The 17,492-nt window shown below is 65.0% G+C and carries 17 protein-coding genes; 11 read left to right on the top strand and 6 right to left on the bottom strand.

Features of this window, described 5'->3' with window-relative positions:
• Positions 1-6: 6 nt before the first annotated feature.
• The 10 genes from GQ57_RS12605 (at position 7) to GQ57_RS12560 (ending at position 11,698) form a co-directional block, all read left to right on the top strand.
• Positions 7-1,017 (top strand): VOC family protein, encoded by a 1,011-nt coding sequence (locus tag GQ57_RS12605; protein ID WP_031400246.1) that lies wholly within the window; start codon positions 7-9, stop codon positions 1,015-1,017.
• Positions 906-2,777: a bifunctional 3-(3-hydroxy-phenyl)propionate/3-hydroxycinnamic acid hydroxylase MhpA gene (gene mhpA / locus GQ57_RS12600; protein WP_235212715.1), complete on the top strand. Its 1,872-nt coding sequence runs from the start codon at positions 906-908 to the stop codon at positions 2,775-2,777. Before GQ57_RS12605 ends, mhpA begins: the two co-directional genes overlap by 112 nt.
• A 24-nt stretch (positions 2,778-2,801) precedes the next feature.
• The gene (locus GQ57_RS12595; protein ID WP_031400244.1) at positions 2,802-3,611 is read left to right on the top strand and encodes a 2-keto-4-pentenoate hydratase; all 810 of its coding nucleotides are present in this window, start codon (positions 2,802-2,804) and stop codon (positions 3,609-3,611) included.
• Positions 3,608-4,555: an acetaldehyde dehydrogenase (acetylating) gene (locus GQ57_RS12590; protein ID WP_031400243.1), complete on the top strand. Its 948-nt coding sequence runs from the start codon at positions 3,608-3,610 to the stop codon at positions 4,553-4,555. Before GQ57_RS12595 ends, GQ57_RS12590 begins: the two co-directional genes overlap by 4 nt.
• An 11-nt stretch (positions 4,556-4,566) precedes the next feature.
• The gene (gene dmpG / locus GQ57_RS12585; protein WP_031400242.1) at positions 4,567-5,610 is read left to right on the top strand and encodes a 4-hydroxy-2-oxovalerate aldolase; all 1,044 of its coding nucleotides are present in this window, start codon (positions 4,567-4,569) and stop codon (positions 5,608-5,610) included.
• An 86-nt stretch (positions 5,611-5,696) separates the two neighbouring features.
• Positions 5,697-6,743, top strand: a complete 1,047-nt coding sequence (locus GQ57_RS12580) for an amidohydrolase family protein (protein ID WP_031400241.1) — start codon at positions 5,697-5,699, stop codon at positions 6,741-6,743.
• A 118-nt stretch (positions 6,744-6,861) separates the two neighbouring features.
• Positions 6,862-7,587, top strand: a complete 726-nt coding sequence (locus GQ57_RS12575; protein WP_031400240.1) for an OmpW/AlkL family protein — start codon at positions 6,862-6,864, stop codon at positions 7,585-7,587.
• A gap of 747 nt (positions 7,588-8,334) precedes the next feature.
• Positions 8,335-9,624 (top strand): NAD(P)/FAD-dependent oxidoreductase, encoded by a 1,290-nt coding sequence (locus GQ57_RS12570; protein ID WP_031400239.1) that lies wholly within the window; start codon positions 8,335-8,337, stop codon positions 9,622-9,624.
• A gap of 17 nt (positions 9,625-9,641) precedes the next feature.
• Positions 9,642-10,199, top strand: coding sequence for a helix-turn-helix domain-containing protein (locus tag GQ57_RS12565; protein WP_031400238.1), 558 nt, complete (start codon positions 9,642-9,644; stop codon positions 10,197-10,199).
• A gap of 152 nt (positions 10,200-10,351) precedes the next feature.
• On the top strand, positions 10,352-11,698 hold the full coding sequence (locus GQ57_RS12560) for a glutamine synthetase family protein (protein ID WP_031400237.1): 1,347 nt from the start codon (positions 10,352-10,354) through the stop codon (positions 11,696-11,698).
• Positions 11,699-11,712: 14 nt separating this feature from the next.
• On the opposite strand, the gene GQ57_RS12555 is transcribed toward GQ57_RS12560, so the two are convergent.
• Positions 11,713-12,900, bottom strand: a complete 1,188-nt coding sequence (locus tag GQ57_RS12555; protein WP_034198013.1) for an FAD-dependent oxidoreductase — start codon at positions 12,898-12,900, stop codon at positions 11,713-11,715.
• A gap of 147 nt (positions 12,901-13,047) precedes the next feature.
• On the opposite strand from GQ57_RS12555, the gene GQ57_RS12550 reads away from it, so the two are divergent.
• Positions 13,048-13,968: a LysR family transcriptional regulator gene (locus tag GQ57_RS12550; protein ID WP_034198033.1), complete on the top strand. Its 921-nt coding sequence runs from the start codon at positions 13,048-13,050 to the stop codon at positions 13,966-13,968.
• Positions 13,969-14,029: 61 nt separating this feature from the next.
• On the opposite strand, the gene GQ57_RS12545 is transcribed toward GQ57_RS12550, so the two are convergent.
• The 5 genes from GQ57_RS12545 to GQ57_RS12525 form a co-directional block, all read right to left on the bottom strand.
• A complete protein-coding gene (locus GQ57_RS12545) occupies positions 14,030-14,893 on the bottom strand; it encodes a hypothetical protein (RefSeq protein ID WP_034198012.1) in 864 nt (287 codons plus the stop codon).
• 100 nt (positions 14,894-14,993) lie between these two features.
• Positions 14,994-15,551 carry a GNAT family N-acetyltransferase gene (locus GQ57_RS12540; protein WP_031400233.1) on the bottom strand — a complete coding sequence of 186 codons (558 nt, stop codon included), beginning with the start codon at positions 15,549-15,551 and terminating at the stop codon, positions 14,994-14,996.
• Between the two features lie 50 nt (positions 15,552-15,601).
• A complete protein-coding gene (locus tag GQ57_RS12535; protein ID WP_031400232.1) occupies positions 15,602-16,180 on the bottom strand; it encodes a hypothetical protein in 579 nt (192 codons plus the stop codon).
• Between the two features lie 85 nt (positions 16,181-16,265).
• Positions 16,266-16,655, bottom strand: a complete 390-nt coding sequence (locus GQ57_RS12530) for a lysozyme inhibitor LprI family protein (protein WP_031400231.1) — start codon at positions 16,653-16,655, stop codon at positions 16,266-16,268.
• A 54-nt stretch (positions 16,656-16,709) separates the two neighbouring features.
• Positions 16,710-17,468 carry an N-acetylmuramoyl-L-alanine amidase family protein gene (locus tag GQ57_RS12525; RefSeq protein WP_031400230.1) on the bottom strand — a complete coding sequence of 253 codons (759 nt, stop codon included), beginning with the start codon at positions 17,466-17,468 and terminating at the stop codon, positions 16,710-16,712.
• Positions 17,469-17,492: the final 24 nt, after the last annotated feature.

Raw genomic sequence — 17,492 nt, 5'->3', positions numbered from 1 at the left:
GATGTCATGCCGACTATCGTCAGCCCGCGGTCCTCACCAGGCAGCCTGTTCGGTCGTGTCCGGATGGGCTATCTGCTGGCCGAATCGTCCCGGCTTCGCGAATGGACGAAATTCGCGTCGGAAGGCTTGGGGCTTCACGTGGATACCTCCAGTCCCGGCGTGGTCGCATGCCGCATCGACTCGCACGATCGGCGTTTGATCATCCGTGACGGCACGGCCGAGGATGTCATTGCAATCGGATGGCAGCTTGATGACCAAGATGCGCTCGAACTTGCCGTCGCGCGAATCTCCGCGCTCGGGGTTCGTGTGGAGGAGGGGAGCAGGGAAGAAGCTGCCATGCGCGGAGTGAGGCGATTCTGGTTTTTTGCCGGGCCGAAGAAGCTGCGCACGGAATTGTTCACGGAGCCGGTCATCAGCGATCTTCCGTTGCGCATGAGTGCGACGGGCTTTGTGACAGGCGCGTCGGGGATGGGGCATGTCGCCGTCACGACCCGGCAACCGGAGGTGATGCAGCAGTTCTGGAAAGATGTGTTCGATGCGCGCCTTTCCGACGAAATCGAAGACAGGATGCAAGGCCTGAATCTCGATTTCGCGTTCCTCAGATTCAACGAACGACATCATTCGTTCGCCACTGCATCGACACGTGGTATTCGCCTGAATCCCCTGCGCACGCAGATCCATCACATGAATCTTCAATGCGCATCGCTCGACGATGTGACGCAGGCGTACCTCAGGTGCCGGGCGATGGGCTATCCGATCGCGAATGCAATCGGCCAGCATCCCAATGATCGTGAACTCTCTTTCTACGTTCAGACGCCGTCGGGCTTCGAGATCGAGCTCGGCTGGAACCCGATTGTGGTCGACGAACAAACGTGGCGTCCGGCGATTTATCGAGGCATCAGTCTATGGGGCCATCGTCCCGAAAACATGAGCCTTGGCGTGAGGTTGGGGCGCGCTCGCCGCGCGCTTGCATCGCTGACGCGTCCGGAATTTTTTCTACAAGGAGAACGGTCATGAACGGAGCACATCCGAATGATGGGTGCGATGTCGCGATCGTCGGATTGGGGCCGACTGGCCTCATTCTCGCGCACATGCTCGGCCAGGCTGGCCACCAGGTCGTCGTGCTGGAGCGCGAACCCGTGTTCTACGGTAACGCGCGAGCGGTATACACCGACGACGAGTGCATGCGGATTTTCCAGCATCTCGACGTGGCCGACGAAATCCAGTCGCGGATGATGATGGAAACGCCCGTTCAGCTCGTTCGGCGCGACGGCACGCCGATTACCCAATACATGCCGCGCAAGCGTCCGTTCGGCTGGCCGGTGATCAACTTCTTTTACCAGCCGTACCTGGAAACGACGCTGGCCGAGACGCTCGCACGTTATCCGAACGTCGACGTGCGGCGGGGCCGCGAAGTCGTCGACTTCGCCCAGGACGCAGACGGCGTGAGCGTCACGCATCAGGCGACGCGCGAAGCGCGGTTCAGCGACAGTCACGATGCGCGCGTGCACATGGAAGGCGATCCCGATGTCAGAACACTGCGGGCGCGCTACATGGTCGGCGCCGACGGCGGCCGGAGCATCGTTCGCACGAAGCTCGGGATCGAGATGTCCGGCAAGAGCTTCCCTGAGCCGTGGCTCGTCGTGGACCTCGAACGCAGGCCCGGAACCGACGCATTGCGTCATCTGCCGTACTTCAACTTCGTCGTCGACCCAAAGTTGCCGGTCGTGAGTTGCGTTCAGCCCGGAAAATTCCACCGGTTCGAATTCATGTTGATGCCGGGCGAAACGAAGGAAAACATGGAGCGGCCGGAGACGGTCCGGCAATATCTGTCGCTGTTCGTCGATCCCGATCAGTTCGTGATCAAGCGCAAGCTCGTCTATACGTTCAACGCACTGATCGCGTCGCAGTGGCGGGTCGGACGCGTGCTGCTCGGCGGCGACGCGGCTCACATGACGCCGCAGTTCATGGGGCAGGGCGCGAGTTCCGGCGTGCGCGACGCGTACAACCTCGGCTGGAAGCTCGATCTCGTCTTGCGCGGCCTCGCGGCCGACGCGCTGCTGGACACATACCAGTCGGAACGGCATGCGCACGCGAAGGCGATGATCGACACGTCTGTCCTGCTCAAGAACGTCGTATCGGCACGCAGTCTGTCCGCCACGCTGGTGCGGGACACGTCCCTGGGCATTATCCGGGCCATACCGCCGCTTAGGCGCTGGCTTGAGGGAGGCGGATTCAAGCCGATGCCCATCTATCGCAAGAATGCGTACCTGGGTTTGCCGCGCCGTCGCCGACGCGGTCCGGAGGGCGCGTTGATTCCACAACCCGAGGTGCGCCTTTTCAACGGTGACAGGAAGAAGCTGGACGACCTGCTCGGCCACGGTTTTTCGCTGATCGGATTGAACGTCGATCCCTCTCGCTGCATGGACGATGTGTCACGGGCAACGCTCGGCGCATTGTCGGTGCGCAGCGTGACGATGTACGCGTACGGTGGCCGCCCGCAAGGGCTCGAAGGCGTCAATCGGGACAATGCGATCGAGGTGGCCGAAGTCGAGGATATCGATGGCGAGATGATCGCGTGGTTCAACAAGGCGGGGTTCAAGACGCAGGCCGTTGCGGTATTGAGACCCGACCGCTTTGCCTTTGCCGTCGTTTCCGTCAGCGAGCTCGACGGGACCATTCGCCAGCTACGGGAGCGGCTCGGATTCAGGGCCGACGCAGGCGACGGATTCGCCCGCATGTCAAAGACCGCGCCGGCCGTCGCGCAAGCGGCCTGATCCACGATGTCAAATTCCTCCGCCATGTCTCATTCATTCGACCAGGCAGCCGTTCAGGCGGCTGCGAAAGTTTTGCGCGACGCGCGTGAATCACGCACACCGGTCGACCCGATCGCCACGCGGTTCGGCATTGCCGGTCTCGATGCGGCGTATGCCGTCTCGGCACTCAACACCGCGGCTCGGATCGCCGACGGACGACGCATCGTCGGCAAGAAGATCGGCCTGACGTCGGTTGCCGTCCAGCAGCAGTTGCGAGTCGATCAGCCCGATTTCGGCGTGCTGTTCGACGACATGGAATACCTCGATGGCGACGAAGTGCCGCTGAGTCGCCTGATGCAGCCGAAGATCGAGGCGGAAGTGGCGTTCGTCGTCGGGCGCGACATGGCCGATGAAGCACCGAGCTATGGACAGGTACTGTCGGCGCTCGACTATGCGCTGCCGGCACTCGAGATCGTCGACAGCGCGATCTCGGACTGGCGCATCGCGCTCGAGGATACGGTTGCCGACAACGCATCCTGCGGCCTCTACGTGCTCGGCGATCAACCGGTGTCGCTCGGTGGCATTTCCATCGGGGATCTGGGCATGTCGATGATGCGCGACGGAAAGACCGTGTCGACCGGAACGGGTGCCGCGTGCCTCGGCCATCCGTTGCGGGCCGTGTACTGGCTGGCCCGCATGATGGCGCGGCACGGGCAGATTTTGCGTGAGGGCGACGTGATCCTGTCGGGTGCACTGGGTCCGATGGTGCCGGTTGGCGCCGGAGACACGATTCACGCGCAGATCGGTGCACTCGGCAGCGTCAGCTGCCGTATCGGACAAGGGCAAGCTCGATGAGCAAGAAACGGAAAGTCGCGATTATCGGCAGCGGGAATATCGGCACCGACCTGATGATCAAGATCCTGCGTCACGGCGAGCATCTCGAGATGGGCGTCGTGGCAGGGATCGACGCGGCGTCGGACGGGCTGCAGCGCGCGGCGCGCCTGGGCGTTGCGACGACGCACGAAGGTGTCGAAGGACTGGCACGCATGCCCGTGTTCGACGAGATCGACATCGTGTTCGATGCGACGTCGGCCACGGCGCATACGCGGAACGATGCGTTCCTGCGCACCGTCAAGCCCGGCATTCGCGTCGTGGACCTGACGCCGGCCGCGATCGGGCCGTATTGCATCCCGGTGGTGAACGGGGAGCATCATCTCGACGCACTGAACGTCAACATGGTGACGTGCGGCGGGCAGGCCACGATTCCGATGATCGCCGCGGTATCGCGGGTCGCGAAAGTGCACTACGGCGAGATTGTCGCGTCCATCTCGAGCCGGAGTGCCGGGCCAGGCACGCGCGCCAGCATCGACGAATTCACCGAGACGACATCACGGGCGATCGAAGAGGTCGGCGGCGCCGTGAAGGGGAAGGCGATCATCGTGCTCAATCCCGCCGAGCCCCCGCTGATGATGCGCGATACGGTGTACACGCTGAGCGACTTCGCCGATGAGCGCGAAATCGAGGCATCGGTCGCCGGGATGGTGGAAGCCGTTCAGTCGTATGTGCCTGGGTATCGACTGAAACAGCGTGTCCAGTTCGATCGCATCGAGGCCGAGCGGCCGATCCGGATCCCGGGCGTCGGCGAGCGAATGGTCGGCCTCAAGACCTCGATCCTTCTGGAAGTCGAAGGGGCTGCGCACTACTTGCCGTCTTATGCAGGCAACCTCGACATCATGACGAGCGCAGCCACGGCCGCGGCAGAACGGATCGCGGCCCGCCTCGGAGCCAATCAACAGTGAGTGCCTTTCCGATGGACAAGAAGCTCCATATCTCCGACGTGACGCTGCGCGACGGTAGTCATGCCATCCGCCATCAGTACAGCCTCGCGCAAGTGCGAGAGATCGCCGCGGCACTCGATGCGGCCGGGGTCGATTCGATCGAAGTCGCGCATGGCGACGGGTTGCAAGGCAGCAGCTTCAATTACGGATTCGGCGCGCATACGGACGTCGAGTGGATCGAGGCCGTGGCTGGTGTCGTCACGCACGCGAAGGTCGCGACGCTACTGCTGCCCGGGATCGGCACCGTCCATGATCTGAGGGCCGCATACGACGCCGGTGCGCGGATCGTTCGCGTTGCGACCCACTGTACCGAAGCCGATATTTCACGCCAGCATATCGAGTACGCGCGGGAACTCGGGATGGACGCAGTGGGTTTCCTGATGATGAGCCACATGCAGACGCCTCGAGCGCTGGCGGAGCAGGCAAGGTTGATGGAGCGCTACGGCGCTACCTGCTGCTACGTGGTGGATTCGGGCGGCGCGATGAACATGAACGACATCCGCGACCGGATGCGTGCATTCAAGGACACGCTGAAGCCCGAAACCCGGACGGGGATCCATGCGCATCACAACTTGAGTCTGGGTGTCGCGAATTCGATCGTCGCGGTTGAAGAGGGCTGCGACCGGATCGACGCCAGTCTTGCAGGCATGGGAGCAGGCGCCGGCAACGCACCGCTCGAGGTGTTCGTCGCGGCAGCCGATCGCCTTGGCTGGCGGCATGGTACCGACCTTTACCGCCTGATGGACGCGGCCGACGACATCGTACGCCCGCTCCAGGATCGCCCGGTGCGGGTCGATCGCGAGACCCTTGCATTGGGTTACGCCGGCGTGTATTCGAGCTTCCTGCGTCACGCGGAGCGGGCCGCCGCGAAGTACGGGCTCAAGACCATGGAAATTCTCGTGGAGCTGGGTCGGCGCGGCATGGTCGGTGGACAGGAGGACATGATCGTCGACGTTGCCCTGGACCTCGCGAGCGCGTCCGGGACTGTACGCGGCGCGTCGGCTTCCTCGATCTAGGGCGCAGGTGTTCACTCCGCTCGACGAAGCGGGCGGCATGCTTTTATTTGGTTCGGACTATATATTATTTTTAATTGGAGAATAGGGTGGGCCGTATCGACGTTCATCATCACTTTGTTCCACCCGTATATCGGGCCGCCATGTCCAGGCGAGGCCTGGCAAAGGTTGCGGGTGCCGATCTCCCCGCCTGGACCGAGAAGGAATCGCTGGCGGTGATGGACGCCCATGCCATTCAAGTCGCGTTGCTGTCGATCTCGGCGCCGGGCGTGTATTTCGGTAATCTCGATGAAGCGTGTTCGCTTGCCCGAGAATGCAACGAGTACGCGGCCGAACTGCGTCAACGACATCCCGATCGTTTTGGGTCATTTGCGGTCTTGCCCATGCCGTTTACCGATCGGGCATGCAGCGAGGCGATTCATGCTCTTGATGTGCTCGGGGCAGACGGCATCGTCCTGCTAGGGAGTACCGAGGGGCGCTTTCTGGGTTCGCCGGAATTCGACGAGCTGATGGCCGAGCTGGACAGGCGGCAGGCGGTTGTATTCGTGCATCCGAACCTGCATCGGTCAAGCGAAGAGATCGGGTTGATCGCCCCGGGCTTTCTGATCGAGTTTATGTGCGATACGACGCGTGCGGCGTTGAACCTCGTCCTGACCGGCACGATGGAGCGCTATCCCGATATCCGCTGGATTCTGCCGCATGCGGGCGGCTTCGTTCCGTATGTCGCGTGGCGTCTGTCGCTCGCCAATCTTCTTCCCGAGTTCGTATCGAGCATGCCGGCAGGCATGCTGACCTATATCCGGAGATTCCACTTCGACACTGCGCTCTCTCCGGCCGACTTTCCACAAGCGGCGCTGCGCGAACTGGTCGATCCGTCCCAGGTGCTGTTCGGCAGCGATTTCCCGTTCGCGCCTGCACCGGTGACAGCCATGCAATGCGACACGCTGGAGCATTCGAATGTTTGGGGTGCCGATGCACGCGCGCTGATCGAATCGGGTAATGCTCAACGGCTGTTTCCCCGCCTGGGGGGCTTGCACGTGAGCGCGCCCACGAATCGTACCGATCCGTTGACGTCCCTGAAGCGGGTTGCTGCCGTGACGAGCGTGCGCGTGATCAGCTGGCTTAGAAATCGTTGACCGATATTCCGATGTGTCTTGCGACGGAATATTCGGGACCTGGCGGACTCCCCGCCAGGTCCCGAATGACGAATCCTGCATCACTGGAAATACCTTTATAACAACCTCTGGAGGCCATATGAAGCATGCGAGCGCGGCAATACTCTTGTCGATGTCAGTCGTTTCGTCCGTTTATGCACAATCTTCGGGACAACTGATGATAAACGCGGGGTGGTTGCACATGGCGCCTCAGGATTCCAGCGAACCGTTGACGGTCAATGCCCTCGGCCGGTCGAACACGATGGCCGGAAGCGGAGCGAGCATCTCGGATGCCGATACGGTTGCACTTACGGCGACCTACTTCGTGACCGACCATATTGCGTTGGAGACGATACTGGGCGTTCCGCCGAAGCTCCGTCTCACCGGTACGGGGACGCTTGCGGGGCTGGGGGAGTTGGGAACGGCGCGAGCCTGGAGCCCGGCGATCATCGCGCAGTACCATTTCGGCGAGCCGTCGGCACGTTTACGGCCGTATGTGGGCGCGGGGATTTCTTATGTCTGGTTCAATGGCATTGACCTGAGCAATCCGGTTGCTTCGGGCAAGCTCCTGTACTCGCCCACCTTCGGCACGCGCCTCGAAGGGCCTACATCGGTATCACTGAGCAAGTCCTTTGCCCCGATTCTCAACGTAGGCCTGACCTACAACATCGATACTCACTGGTCCATCGGTGCTTCGTTTGCGTACGCGTGGTTATCCACGAAGGCGACGATCACGACGCACTCGCCTGTCGGGACCGTTACGAGCACGACACGATTGAAGATCAATCCAATCATGACCTTTGCGTCGCTTGGCTATCGCTTCTGATCGAAAGCTGCACAAGGACTGTTCGTCCGCGCCCAGTTCCCTCAGGCGCGGATTAAGGTACGACATATGGCAGGGGCCGGTCCGCGATGTGATCAGCCCTGTCGCGCGAAATGCGGAGGATCTACAGGACAGCAATGCGGTACGCAATTCCTCGCGTGCAAGCACCCGGCACAGGAATTCTCCAAACTGAAGCAGGATCGCCGCCCGTACAAATTCGCTGCAGCTTTCCTGATGGAAAGTCTACCGCTCGTCATGGAATTCACGGCTGTCTGGGGCCACGAGTGCAATGCCGATGAGGTCACAGTTCAGAAAATCAGTGAACTCGGTTTTCACAAAGAGGTGCAATGACAGCGAGGATTTCTCCATCGGCCTGGCGTCAGTGTGCAGCCGCCAGCCAGGCTGTAGTTTTGCGGAAAATACCGTCGCCAAGCGCCGTATGTGACCCTCGACGGTAGCACGCGTTATTCGGAACGTTCCTGCGTCAACGTGAGGAAGGGTGCGTCTAGCAAGGAAGCAAGTGTAATTTCAGGTTTACGCCTGCCGTTGCACGCGGAATTGGCGCAATTTTAGTTCGTCGGACTTCGGACTACAAGGTTTCAACTTGGACGAAAAAATCCAAGTTGGGTGCATCTCGACACCTTCGCTATTTTTCCGACGACCGGGGTTGCGGTTTACCCGCTTGTCCTCGTGAAATTGCCGTGCTAATTTTTCATGAAATTTCTCGGCGTAAATTTCACGGGAGTCCGCATGTTCGTGCAGTCCGACCGTCACGTCGCCAGCTACTACGCCGGTACCTACCCGGCGCCGATCCCGCATCGTCCGGAACTGGACGCGCGCATCGACGCCGACGTGCTCGTCGTCGGCGCGGGCTTCAGCGGGCTGCATACCGCGTTGCGTCTCGCGCTGGCGGGCAAGCGCGTCGTCGTGCTCGAGGCGAGCCGCGTCGCGTGGGCCGCATCGGGCCGCAACGGCGGGCAGGCGCTGCTCGGCTGGTCGTGCGACATGCAGCCGCTCGAGGATTCGCTCGGCCGCGACGGCGCGCGCCTGCTGTGGGACAGCATGCGCTGGGCCGCGGCCGAAGTGCGCGAATTGCCCGCGCGGCACGGTTTCGACATCGACTACCGGCCCGGCAGCCTGTGGGCCGCCGTGCGGCCGCGGCGCGTCGCGATGCTCGCGCAGGCCCGCGACGAGGCGGCCGAACGTTGGGGCTACGATCGGCTGCGCGTGATCGAGCGGGCCGAGATGCCCGAATGGATCGGCGGCACGCGCTATCTCGCGGCGCTTTACGATCCCGAGGCAGGGCACCTGAATCCGCTGAAGCTCGCGCTTGGCCTCGCGCAGACGATCGAGCGCACGGGCGGCCGCATCTTCGAGCAGAGCCGCGTGCTCGACTGCCGCGAGACGCCCGGTGGTTACGTGGCCCGCACGGCGCGCGGCGAAGTGCGCGCGGACGTGCTCGTGCTGGCCTGCAACGCGTACGTCGACCGGCTCGACCGCGACCTCGCGCGCCGGTTGCTGCCGGTCGGCACGTACCAGGTGGCGACCGCACCGCTCGCGCCCGACGTGGCGCGTTCGCTGCTGCCGCAGAACAGTTGCGTGATCGACAACCAGTTCGTGCCCGACTATTTCCGCCTGAGCCCCGACAGCCGTCTGTTGTTCGGCGGCGGCTGCACGTATCTCGGCGGCATCCCTGCCGATATCGCGGCGGCCACGCGCCCGCACCTCGAACGCGTGTTTCCGCAACTGGCCGGCGTGCCGCTCGATTACGCGTGGGGCGGCCATATCGACATCAGCATGCGCCGCACGCCGGACATCGGCCGCCACGGCCAGCGTTTCTGGCTGCAGGGCTTCTCGGGCCACGGCGTGCTGCCGACACTCGCGGGCGCGCGTGCGGTGGCCGACGCGGTGCTCGGCGATGAACGCCTGCTCGCGCAGTACCAGCGCATCCGCAATCCGCGCTTCCCCGGCGGCGACCGGCTCGCCGCGCCGCTGGAAGCGATCGGCAAGGCCTGGTACCGTCTGCGCGATACCGTCTGACCGCACCGGAACCCATCATGAACGAACAGGAAGAGATAGAAAGTCTGGCGATCCTGATCCGCGACCTGCGCAAGCACCGCAAGGTCACGCTCAACGATCTCGCGGAGCGGATCGGCCGCTCGGTCGGCTTTCTGTCGCAGGTGGAGCGCGGGCTGTCGCGCCCGACAGTCGCCGATCTCACCGCGATCGGCGAGGCGCTCGGCGTGCCGACCACCTATTTCTACAGCCTGAGCAAGCCGCGCAGCGTGCCGTGGGTCACGCGGCCCGACGAGCGGCGCACCGTGTATTACGCGGCCGGCATCACCGACATCCTCGTATCGCCGAACATGCGCTCGCGCTTCTCGGTCCTCGAAAGCCATCTTGCGCCCGGCGCGAGCAGCGGCGAGCGGCCCGTCGACGACAGCGACGAGCAGGGCGGTTTCATCCTCGAAGGAGAACTGACGATCTGGATCGACGGCGACGACACACCCGTCACGCTCGGCCCCAACGACGCATTCCAGCTTCCCGCGCACAAGCGCTTCCGTTATGCCAACCTGACCGACGCGCCGACGCGCGTGATCTGGGTATTCACCTGAGTTGTCGGCGGGGCGGGCGGCATCGCAGGCCGTCGCGCCACGCAGCCTGTTTGCAGTACTGACTTGAATGCGGCGCCCGCGATCCGGCGTGCCGCATGAATCCGGTCTGCCGCGCCGCGGCACCGCCAAACAAGACATGGAAAGGATGAGACATGGCTGACGTCGTTCCCGCGCTGGTCGGTGAGGTCCGCGCATTCCGGCAGGCGCATCCCGAGATCCGTTATGTCGACCTGATCTGCCTCGACCTGCCCGGACACTTTTACGGCAAGCGCTACCCGATCGATGCGCTCGAGAAGGTCGCCTCCGGCTCGCTGCTGAAGCTGCCGCAGAACTGCGTGCTGCTCGGCACGCAGGGCGGCCTCTACAAGATCGGCGACTACTGCTTCAACGACGGCGACCCGGACGCGCCGCGCCGGCTGATTCCCGGCACGCTGAAGCCCGTGCGCTGGGAGCGGCAGCCGCTCGCGCAGATGCTGATCAGCTCGGACGGCACCGACGCGCCGATCGAGTTCGAGCCGCGCGAGGTGCTCGCGCGCGTGCTGCGGCGTTTCGCGGCGCGCGGCATCCGGCCGGTCGTCGCGTTCGAGCTGGAGTTCTACCTGTTCGCCGCGCAGCTCGCGGAAGGGCTGCCGCAGTATCCGCGCGACCGCCTGAGCGACGACCGCGACGATCAGCCGAACATGCATATCGAGCGCCTGTCGCGCTTCTCCGACGTGCTGCACGAGATGGTCGAGGCCGCGTGCGAGCAGGGCGTCGACGCGACGGTGATCACCGCCGAGCTCGGGCCCGGCCAGTTCGAGATCAATTTCGGTCACACCGACGACGCGCTGCGCGCGGCCGACTGGTCGGCGCTGTTCTGCCGCAGCACGCGCGGCGTCGCGCTGCGGCACGGCTATCGCGCGAGCTTCATGGGCAAGCCGTACCTGCATGCGCCGGGCAGCGGCATGCACGTGCACGTGAGCCTGTACGACGACGCGGGGCGAAACCTGCTCGCGGCGGACGGGCAGCGGCCGCTGCGGCACGCGGTGGCCGGCTGCCTCGCGCTGCTGCCGCACTGCATGCCCGTGTTCGCGCCGAATCACAATGCGTTCCGGCGCTACGGCTCGATGGTGAATGCCGCGAGCCGCGCGAGCTGGGGCTTCGAGGATCGCGACGCATGCATCCGGATTCCCGAATCGGACGCGCGCAACCTGCGGATCGAGCACCGGCTCGCGAGTGCGGACGCGAACCCGTATCTGGTGCTCGCCGCGATTCTCACCGGGATGGAGCACGGGCTCGACGCGCGGCGCGAGCCGATTGCGCCGCTCAACGAGGATCGCGGCAGCGGGATCGATTTCCCGAAGGAGATGCTGTCGGCCGTCGCGGCGATGCAGGATCACGCGGCCGTGCGCGACGGGCTCGGCAGCGAGTTCGTGATGGTGTATTGCGAGAACAAGCGGCAGGAGGAGCTGGATTTTCGCAACGAGATCGGCGCGCGGGAGTATCGGTGGTTTCTGTGAGCGGATGTCGACGCTCACGCATCCTGCCGCTCGCGCACCTGCGCCATCGGCAGGTGCGCGCCCCACGCGTTCGTCAGGGCCTCGATTTCCGCGACCGGTTCGATCTGTTGTCGCGCGCTTTCGTTCACGTTCTCGCCGAATAGCAGGTGTGCAAAATCGCGCGCACGTTCGGTGATCGCCGCGGTTTTCGGGCGGCGCCGCATCGTGAAGGATACGAGCGCGGCCTCGAGGTCACTGCCGTTGCCGGCCCCGTGCTCGTCGAGGCAACGGGCAAGATGCCACGCGTCCTCGAGCGCCTGGCAGGCGCCTTGTCCGGAGGTCGGTAGCGGCGCGTGCGCCGCATCGCCGATCAGCAGCACGTTGCCGCGGTGCCATACGTCGACCGGATCGAGATCGTGCACGCGGATCTTCGTGATCGTGTCCGACGGTGTCGCACGTATCACGTCCGCGACGGGGGCCGGCCACGTCGCGAAGCGCCGTTCCAGCATCGCGCCGGGATCGCGTTCCGTCGCGTCGCCCGGATCGGTTTCGGGCCATGCCGCCGCCCAATACATCCGATGCCGGTCCACCGCGACGATGCCGAAACGCTCGCGCACGCCCCAGTAGTCGAATATCGACACCTCGTCGACCAGCGGCGCATCGCGCTGCGCGATACCGATCCAGTTGACGAATCCCTGGTAGACGGGCGTGTTGTGGCCGACCACGTAGTGTCGCGCGACGGAGTTCATGCGGCCGTCCGCGCCGATCACGAGATCGGGGGCGACCGTCGTTCCGTTGTCGAAGCGAACGACGGCGCGGCCGTCCGTTCCGGTTTCGATGGCCGTCGCACCGTGGCCGAAGCGGACGTCGATGCCGCGCGCGGCGAGGTGCCGTGTCAGCACGGCCTGCAGGTCGCGCCGCAGGATCGAATGCGTGGGGAATCCCATGCGGCGGTCGAGTGCGCGGATATCGGTGACCTTGAGCGGGGCGCCGTGCCGGTCGATGCAGCGCATCGCATGCAGGTGGCCGCCGACCTCGACGATGTCCGGCAGCAGGCCGAGTTGCGCGAGCACGAAGCCGGCGTTCGGCCACAGCACGACGCCCGCGCCCATCGTCGATTCCGACGGCCGGCGTTCGTACAGGCTGATCCGGTGTCCGCGCCCGGCGAGTGCGAGTGCGGTGCTCATGCCGGCCACGCCGGCGCCCAGAATGGCGATTTCCATCTTGCTCCTTCCTTGTGTCGTGCGCGCTCGCCGCCGCGCGGGTTCGCGTGTCGGCGTCGCATTGACGGGATGAGCATCGTAAATTATGGTTTCGGGCGGGATAAGCCGTGAAAATCGGCACGCTTTGATACCTGGAATGGGCGAATGATGCGGAGCAAGCTGGATCTGAACGCGGTGCGGGTGTTCGTGTCGGTCGTCGACGAAGGCAGCTTTGCCGGCGCCGCGCGCGTGCTCGCGATGCCGGGTTCCAACGTGAGCCGCCACGTGGCGCAACTGGAGTCGAGGCTCGGCGTGCGTCTGCTCGAGCGCAGCACGCGGCACCTGCGCATGACCGAGGCCGGGCGGCTGCTGCACGAGCGCGCGCGACCGATGCTCGATGCGCTGACGCAGGCCGAATTCGAACTGACGTCGCAGCACACGGAGCTGCGCGGCGTGCTGAAGCTCTGCGTGCCCGGCGAAATCGGGCCGCGCATGCTCGGGCCGATCGTCGCGGATTTCGCGAGGCGTCACCCCCGCGTCGAAATCGACTGCGATACCAGCCTCGCGGGCATGTCGACGCTGCGCGACGATATCGACCTGTCGATCATCGTCAATCGCGGGAAGCTGGACGACAGCGCATTCGTCGTCAGGCCGCTCGTGCGTTTGCCGAGCGTCGTCGTGGCCGCGCCGTCGCTCGTCGAGCGGACCGGGTTGCCGGCCCGGACGGAGCAGCTCAGGCAACTGCCGTGCATCACGACGTTGAGCACGCTGAAAGGGCGACCGTGGCAATTTTCCGACGGTGAAGGGCGGATTCACAAGATTCCGGTGGCAAGCCGGTATCGCGTCAATAGCGGCGAGATGGCAGGACTGGCCGCGGTGAACGGGATCGGTTTTGCGATTCTCGTCGAGCGCATGTGCGCGGTCGAGCTGGCCGAAGGGCGGCTGGTGCGCGTGCCGCTGGAGATGACGCCCGCGCCGCTGGAACTGCATGCCGCTTATGCGAGCCGGAATTCGGTCAATGCGAAGATCCGCGAGTTGCTGCAGATGATGCAGGCGCGGCTGGCGGAATGGGGGACGAGCCTTTCATGACGATCGTGTCGCCGTCCTGGCGGGCGACGGGTGCCGGTTCGTGCGCTTGCCCGGTGTTTCGTTATCCAGGCGGGTTGCTCGCGCCGTAACGGGAATAAAACCGGTACGGCAGATCGGCGAGTTCGCTTTCGACGTGATCGTGCCGGCCAAGCGACTGAAGCCAATCGAGGAATGTGGCTTCGGTCATCACCGCTCGCAACGTGTCGACCGCCGCGTCGCGATTCGCGGAAGGGACGAATTCAAGGGGCGTGGCGTCGCGGTCGGTCGAGCCGCTCAAGTAGCGCGCGCCCTGCCAGTCGATGCGCGGATAGTCGAGGGGGCTGAATCCGGATGGCTGCCGGACGCGGCCGCGGAGCATGTCGTCCGCTCCGACGAACCAGATCATCAACTGCGCGCGCCAGAGCGGATCGTCGATGGCGAGCACCGATGTCAGCCACGGGCGAATTTCCGGCGTTTCGAGGTATTTGACGCAAAGGAACATCGATGACGAGAATTTTCCGCTTGCATTGAACCAGTCTCCGGTGCCGGATTGCCGGTCGGGATGCCGGTTGAAGCACGCCGCTGGATCGAGTGCGCCCGACGGCCAGCATCCGGGGTCCATCAGGCTTTGCCCGAGCGTATCGAGCACGTCGCGGCGATACCCCGGATAGGGTTCGGACGAGATGCGACCGGGATGCTGCGAAACGAACGCGGCGATCAGCCATTCCAGCAGGGCATGCTGTTGCCTTTCGTGGCAGCGCGGCATCAGTTGCACCAGCAGGTAGTGATACCACTGCCGCCACTCGTCGAGGGGGCCGAACGAAGTCGTGCCGATCACGATTTCTTCGAGCGGCGTGTCCAGCCGCGCGATGTCGATCGACTGGAGGTCGTCCTGCAACTCGGCGCATGTCCGTCGCGATTCGCCCATGAACCACGCTTCGCCCATCGGCGTCTTCGGGCGCGGAAATGCCGCGCTCAGTCTCGCCGATGCCGAAGCGGAGCGCCCGGCCCCGGGAATCCAGCGAAACGGGGTGGGCCGGGCCGGCTCAAGATGTTGCCGCCTCGCCATGCGCCGCGCCCGGTAGCGCGCGCCAATAGCGCACCTCTTCGATAGGGCTCCCGTCGATCTCGAACGTCTTGATGTCGTCTTCGGCGATGAAGCCTTCGCGTTCGTAGAATGCCCGCGCGCGCCGGTTTTCCGCCAGCACCCAGAGCGACGCCCAGCCGTGGCCCATGTCGCGCAGCGAGCGGCAGGCATGGTCGACCAGCGCCGCGCCGATGCCTTGCCCGCAATGCGAGGGATGCAGATAGATCGCCTCGATCTCGCCCCAGCCGCGATCCTTGTCGGCGTCGCGCGTCGGGCCGTACGCGATCCAGCCGGCTATCCCGTCCTGCGTGCACGCGAGCGCGACGCGCGGCCGCCCGGCGTCGAGCGCGCCGCGCCACGCGGCGGTGCGCCGTTCGACCGACAGGCCGGAGAGGAACGGGGCCGGCATGATGCCCGCATAGGTTGCCTGCCACGAGGCGACGTGAATGGCCGCAATCGCCGGCGCGTCGGCGGGCGTGGCCAGGCGGATGTCGATCGTCGTCGTATTCGGTGCCATGTCTCCTCTGCCTGATCGGTGGCCGCGCGTCGCGTTGTCGCGCGCGGAATTCAGTGTGCCGGGTCCGGACTGTCGTCGATCGCGAAGCGGTATCCGATGTCGACCTGCGACGCGTCCTGCGGCGTGTCGGTTTTCGTCAGCACGAACTCGAACGCGGGCTCGAACCCGCCGTTGCGCGGCACTTCCCCGCCGAGCACCTCGACGTCGTACCAGCCGTTGTCGACCTCGATCGCGGGCCGGCCCGGTTCGCGGTAGCGCGCGAGCAATGCGTCGACGGTTGCGTCGGTGAAGCGTTCCAGGATGCGCCACGTGTAGAGCATGACCGAACGGTGTTCGACGCGCAGCACGTAGCCGCCGCGTCGGTGCCGCAGGCGGCTTCCGGTCTTCAGCAGTTCGGGCGTGTCGCCGTCCAGCGTGAAGACGATCGTGTACGGGTGGTTCTCGATGCCGGCCAGCGGAATGACGACGCCTTCCAGCACGGCGCGATCGCCGCTGTCGTCCGTCGTGAACGCCGCCGCGAGGTTGTCCGGCAACCCGTTGCGCGCCTTGAAGCGCTTCAGCAGCAGAAGATCGCCGACCAGAAAATAGTCGATCAGGTCGTTGAGGACTTCGGAGAATTCGTGTCGCATTGCCAATCCTTTCGTGGCGCCGGGGCCGACGGGCAAGGGACGATGCGTCGCCCCGTGCCCGCCGGGCCCCGACGCCCCGGCTGCCTTACTCGCCGAGCTTCGACGCCACGCACCCGGTGCTCGAGCATTCCCGCTCGCGCTCGCGCAGGAACGACAGCCGCGACTGCGTCATGTCGGTCGCGCACTGGATGTCCACGAGGTAGCTGGTGTTGCGCGTCTCGCTGCATTGCGCATCGCGTTGCTTCAGCCACGCGAGCTGGCCGGCCTTCAGCGTGGCCTGCTGGTCGCCGCTCAGTTGCTTGCGCAGGCGGCCGTACTCGTCGTTCAGATCGCGGTCGGACTGCGAGAACTGGTTGCTGGTGCAGTACACCTGGTCGAACGCGCTGTGCGGTTTTGCACAGCCGGCCGCCTGCGCGGCGAACGGCATGGCGAGCGCGAGCAGCGCGCAGGATGCGAACAGGTTCTTGTTTTTCATGACGATGCTCCTGACTGGGTGAAAACCGATGGGCCCGAAGGGCGGTACCGCCGTTTATTGCGGCGTCGTGCACGCGTCGATGCCGCCCGCGATCGCGGCGGACAGGCGCTGGATCGTCTCGCGTCGCGCAAGCCGAGCTTCCTCGTCCGGATTGACGATCACGCCCGCCTCGACGAGCACGGCCGGAATCGGCGCGGTGCGCAGCACGACGAGATCGTCGAAGCGGTGGATGCCGAGTTGCGGGTCGAGCAGCGGGCGGTTCTCGCCGCGGATCGGCTGCGCGTGATACAGCGACGGCCGTTCGCCGGCCGCGACCAGCCGCTCGGCGATCGCCTTCGCGCAACGCAGGCTTTCCGCATAGTGCGGATTGCGCTGCGACACGAACACCGCGAAGCCGCGGAATTCGCGCTGCCGGCCCGCGTCGATGAACTGTTGCTGCATCGAGTCGTGATGGATCGAGACGAACAGGTTCGCGTCGGGCGCCTGCGTCGAACGCTGGTCGAGCGCGATCTCGCGGCCGTCGGCCGACGTGCGCAGCACGCGGTCGCCGTGCGCGGCGAGCCGTTCGGCGACCGCCGCGGACAGGTCGAGGTTGTACAGGTATTCGACGCGGCCGCTCGCGCCGGTGGAGCCCGGGTGAGCCGGCGTATGGCCGGTGTCGACGACGATGTAGCGCCCGGAGGCGGGCGCGGCGTCGGCGGCGACGTCGGCCGCATGCAGCGCCGGCGGGGCGCCGAGCAGCGGGGCGCATGCGAGCGCGCGCACGGCGGCGCGCGCGAACGGGCGAAGGCGTCGGAAGGTTCGGTTCGTCATTGTTGTTGTCGAGGAGGGCTACGG

The sequence above is a fragment of the Burkholderia sp. MSh2 genome (assembly GCF_000731655.1).
Taxonomy (GTDB): Bacteria; Pseudomonadota; Gammaproteobacteria; order Burkholderiales; family Burkholderiaceae; genus Burkholderia; species Burkholderia paludis.
Note: the sequence above shows the minus strand (reverse complement) of the source record. Positions and strands in the feature narration are given on the sequence as shown.

Coding starts and splice junctions, on each gene's coding strand:
- GQ57_RS12605 (WP_031400246.1), top strand. CDS start 7: ATGCCGACTATCGTCAGCCCGCGGTCCTCACCAGGCAGCCTGTTCGGT.
- mhpA (WP_235212715.1), top strand. CDS start 906: ATGGGGCCATCGTCCCGAAAACATGAGCCTTGGCGTGAGGTTGGGGCG.
- GQ57_RS12595 (WP_031400244.1), top strand. CDS start 2,802: ATGTCTCATTCATTCGACCAGGCAGCCGTTCAGGCGGCTGCGAAAGTT.
- GQ57_RS12590 (WP_031400243.1), top strand. CDS start 3,608: ATGAGCAAGAAACGGAAAGTCGCGATTATCGGCAGCGGGAATATCGGC.
- dmpG (WP_031400242.1), top strand. CDS start 4,567: ATGGACAAGAAGCTCCATATCTCCGACGTGACGCTGCGCGACGGTAGT.
- GQ57_RS12575 (WP_031400240.1), top strand. CDS start 6,862: ATGAAGCATGCGAGCGCGGCAATACTCTTGTCGATGTCAGTCGTTTCG.
- GQ57_RS12570 (WP_031400239.1), top strand. CDS start 8,335: ATGTTCGTGCAGTCCGACCGTCACGTCGCCAGCTACTACGCCGGTACC.
- GQ57_RS12565 (WP_031400238.1), top strand. CDS start 9,642: ATGAACGAACAGGAAGAGATAGAAAGTCTGGCGATCCTGATCCGCGAC.
- GQ57_RS12560 (WP_031400237.1), top strand. CDS start 10,352: ATGGCTGACGTCGTTCCCGCGCTGGTCGGTGAGGTCCGCGCATTCCGG.
- GQ57_RS12555 (WP_034198013.1), bottom strand. CDS start 12,900: ATGGAAATCGCCATTCTGGGCGCCGGCGTGGCCGGCATGAGCACCGCA.
- GQ57_RS12550 (WP_034198033.1), top strand. CDS start 13,048: ATGCGGAGCAAGCTGGATCTGAACGCGGTGCGGGTGTTCGTGTCGGTC.
- GQ57_RS12545 (WP_034198012.1), bottom strand. CDS start 14,893: ATGGGCGAAGCGTGGTTCATGGGCGAATCGCGACGGACATGCGCCGAG.
- GQ57_RS12540 (WP_031400233.1), bottom strand. CDS start 15,551: ATGGCACCGAATACGACGACGATCGACATCCGCCTGGCCACGCCCGCC.
- GQ57_RS12535 (WP_031400232.1), bottom strand. CDS start 16,180: ATGCGACACGAATTCTCCGAAGTCCTCAACGACCTGATCGACTATTTT.
- GQ57_RS12530 (WP_031400231.1), bottom strand. CDS start 16,655: ATGAAAAACAAGAACCTGTTCGCATCCTGCGCGCTGCTCGCGCTCGCC.
- GQ57_RS12525 (WP_031400230.1), bottom strand. CDS start 17,468: ATGACGAACCGAACCTTCCGACGCCTTCGCCCGTTCGCGCGCGCCGCC.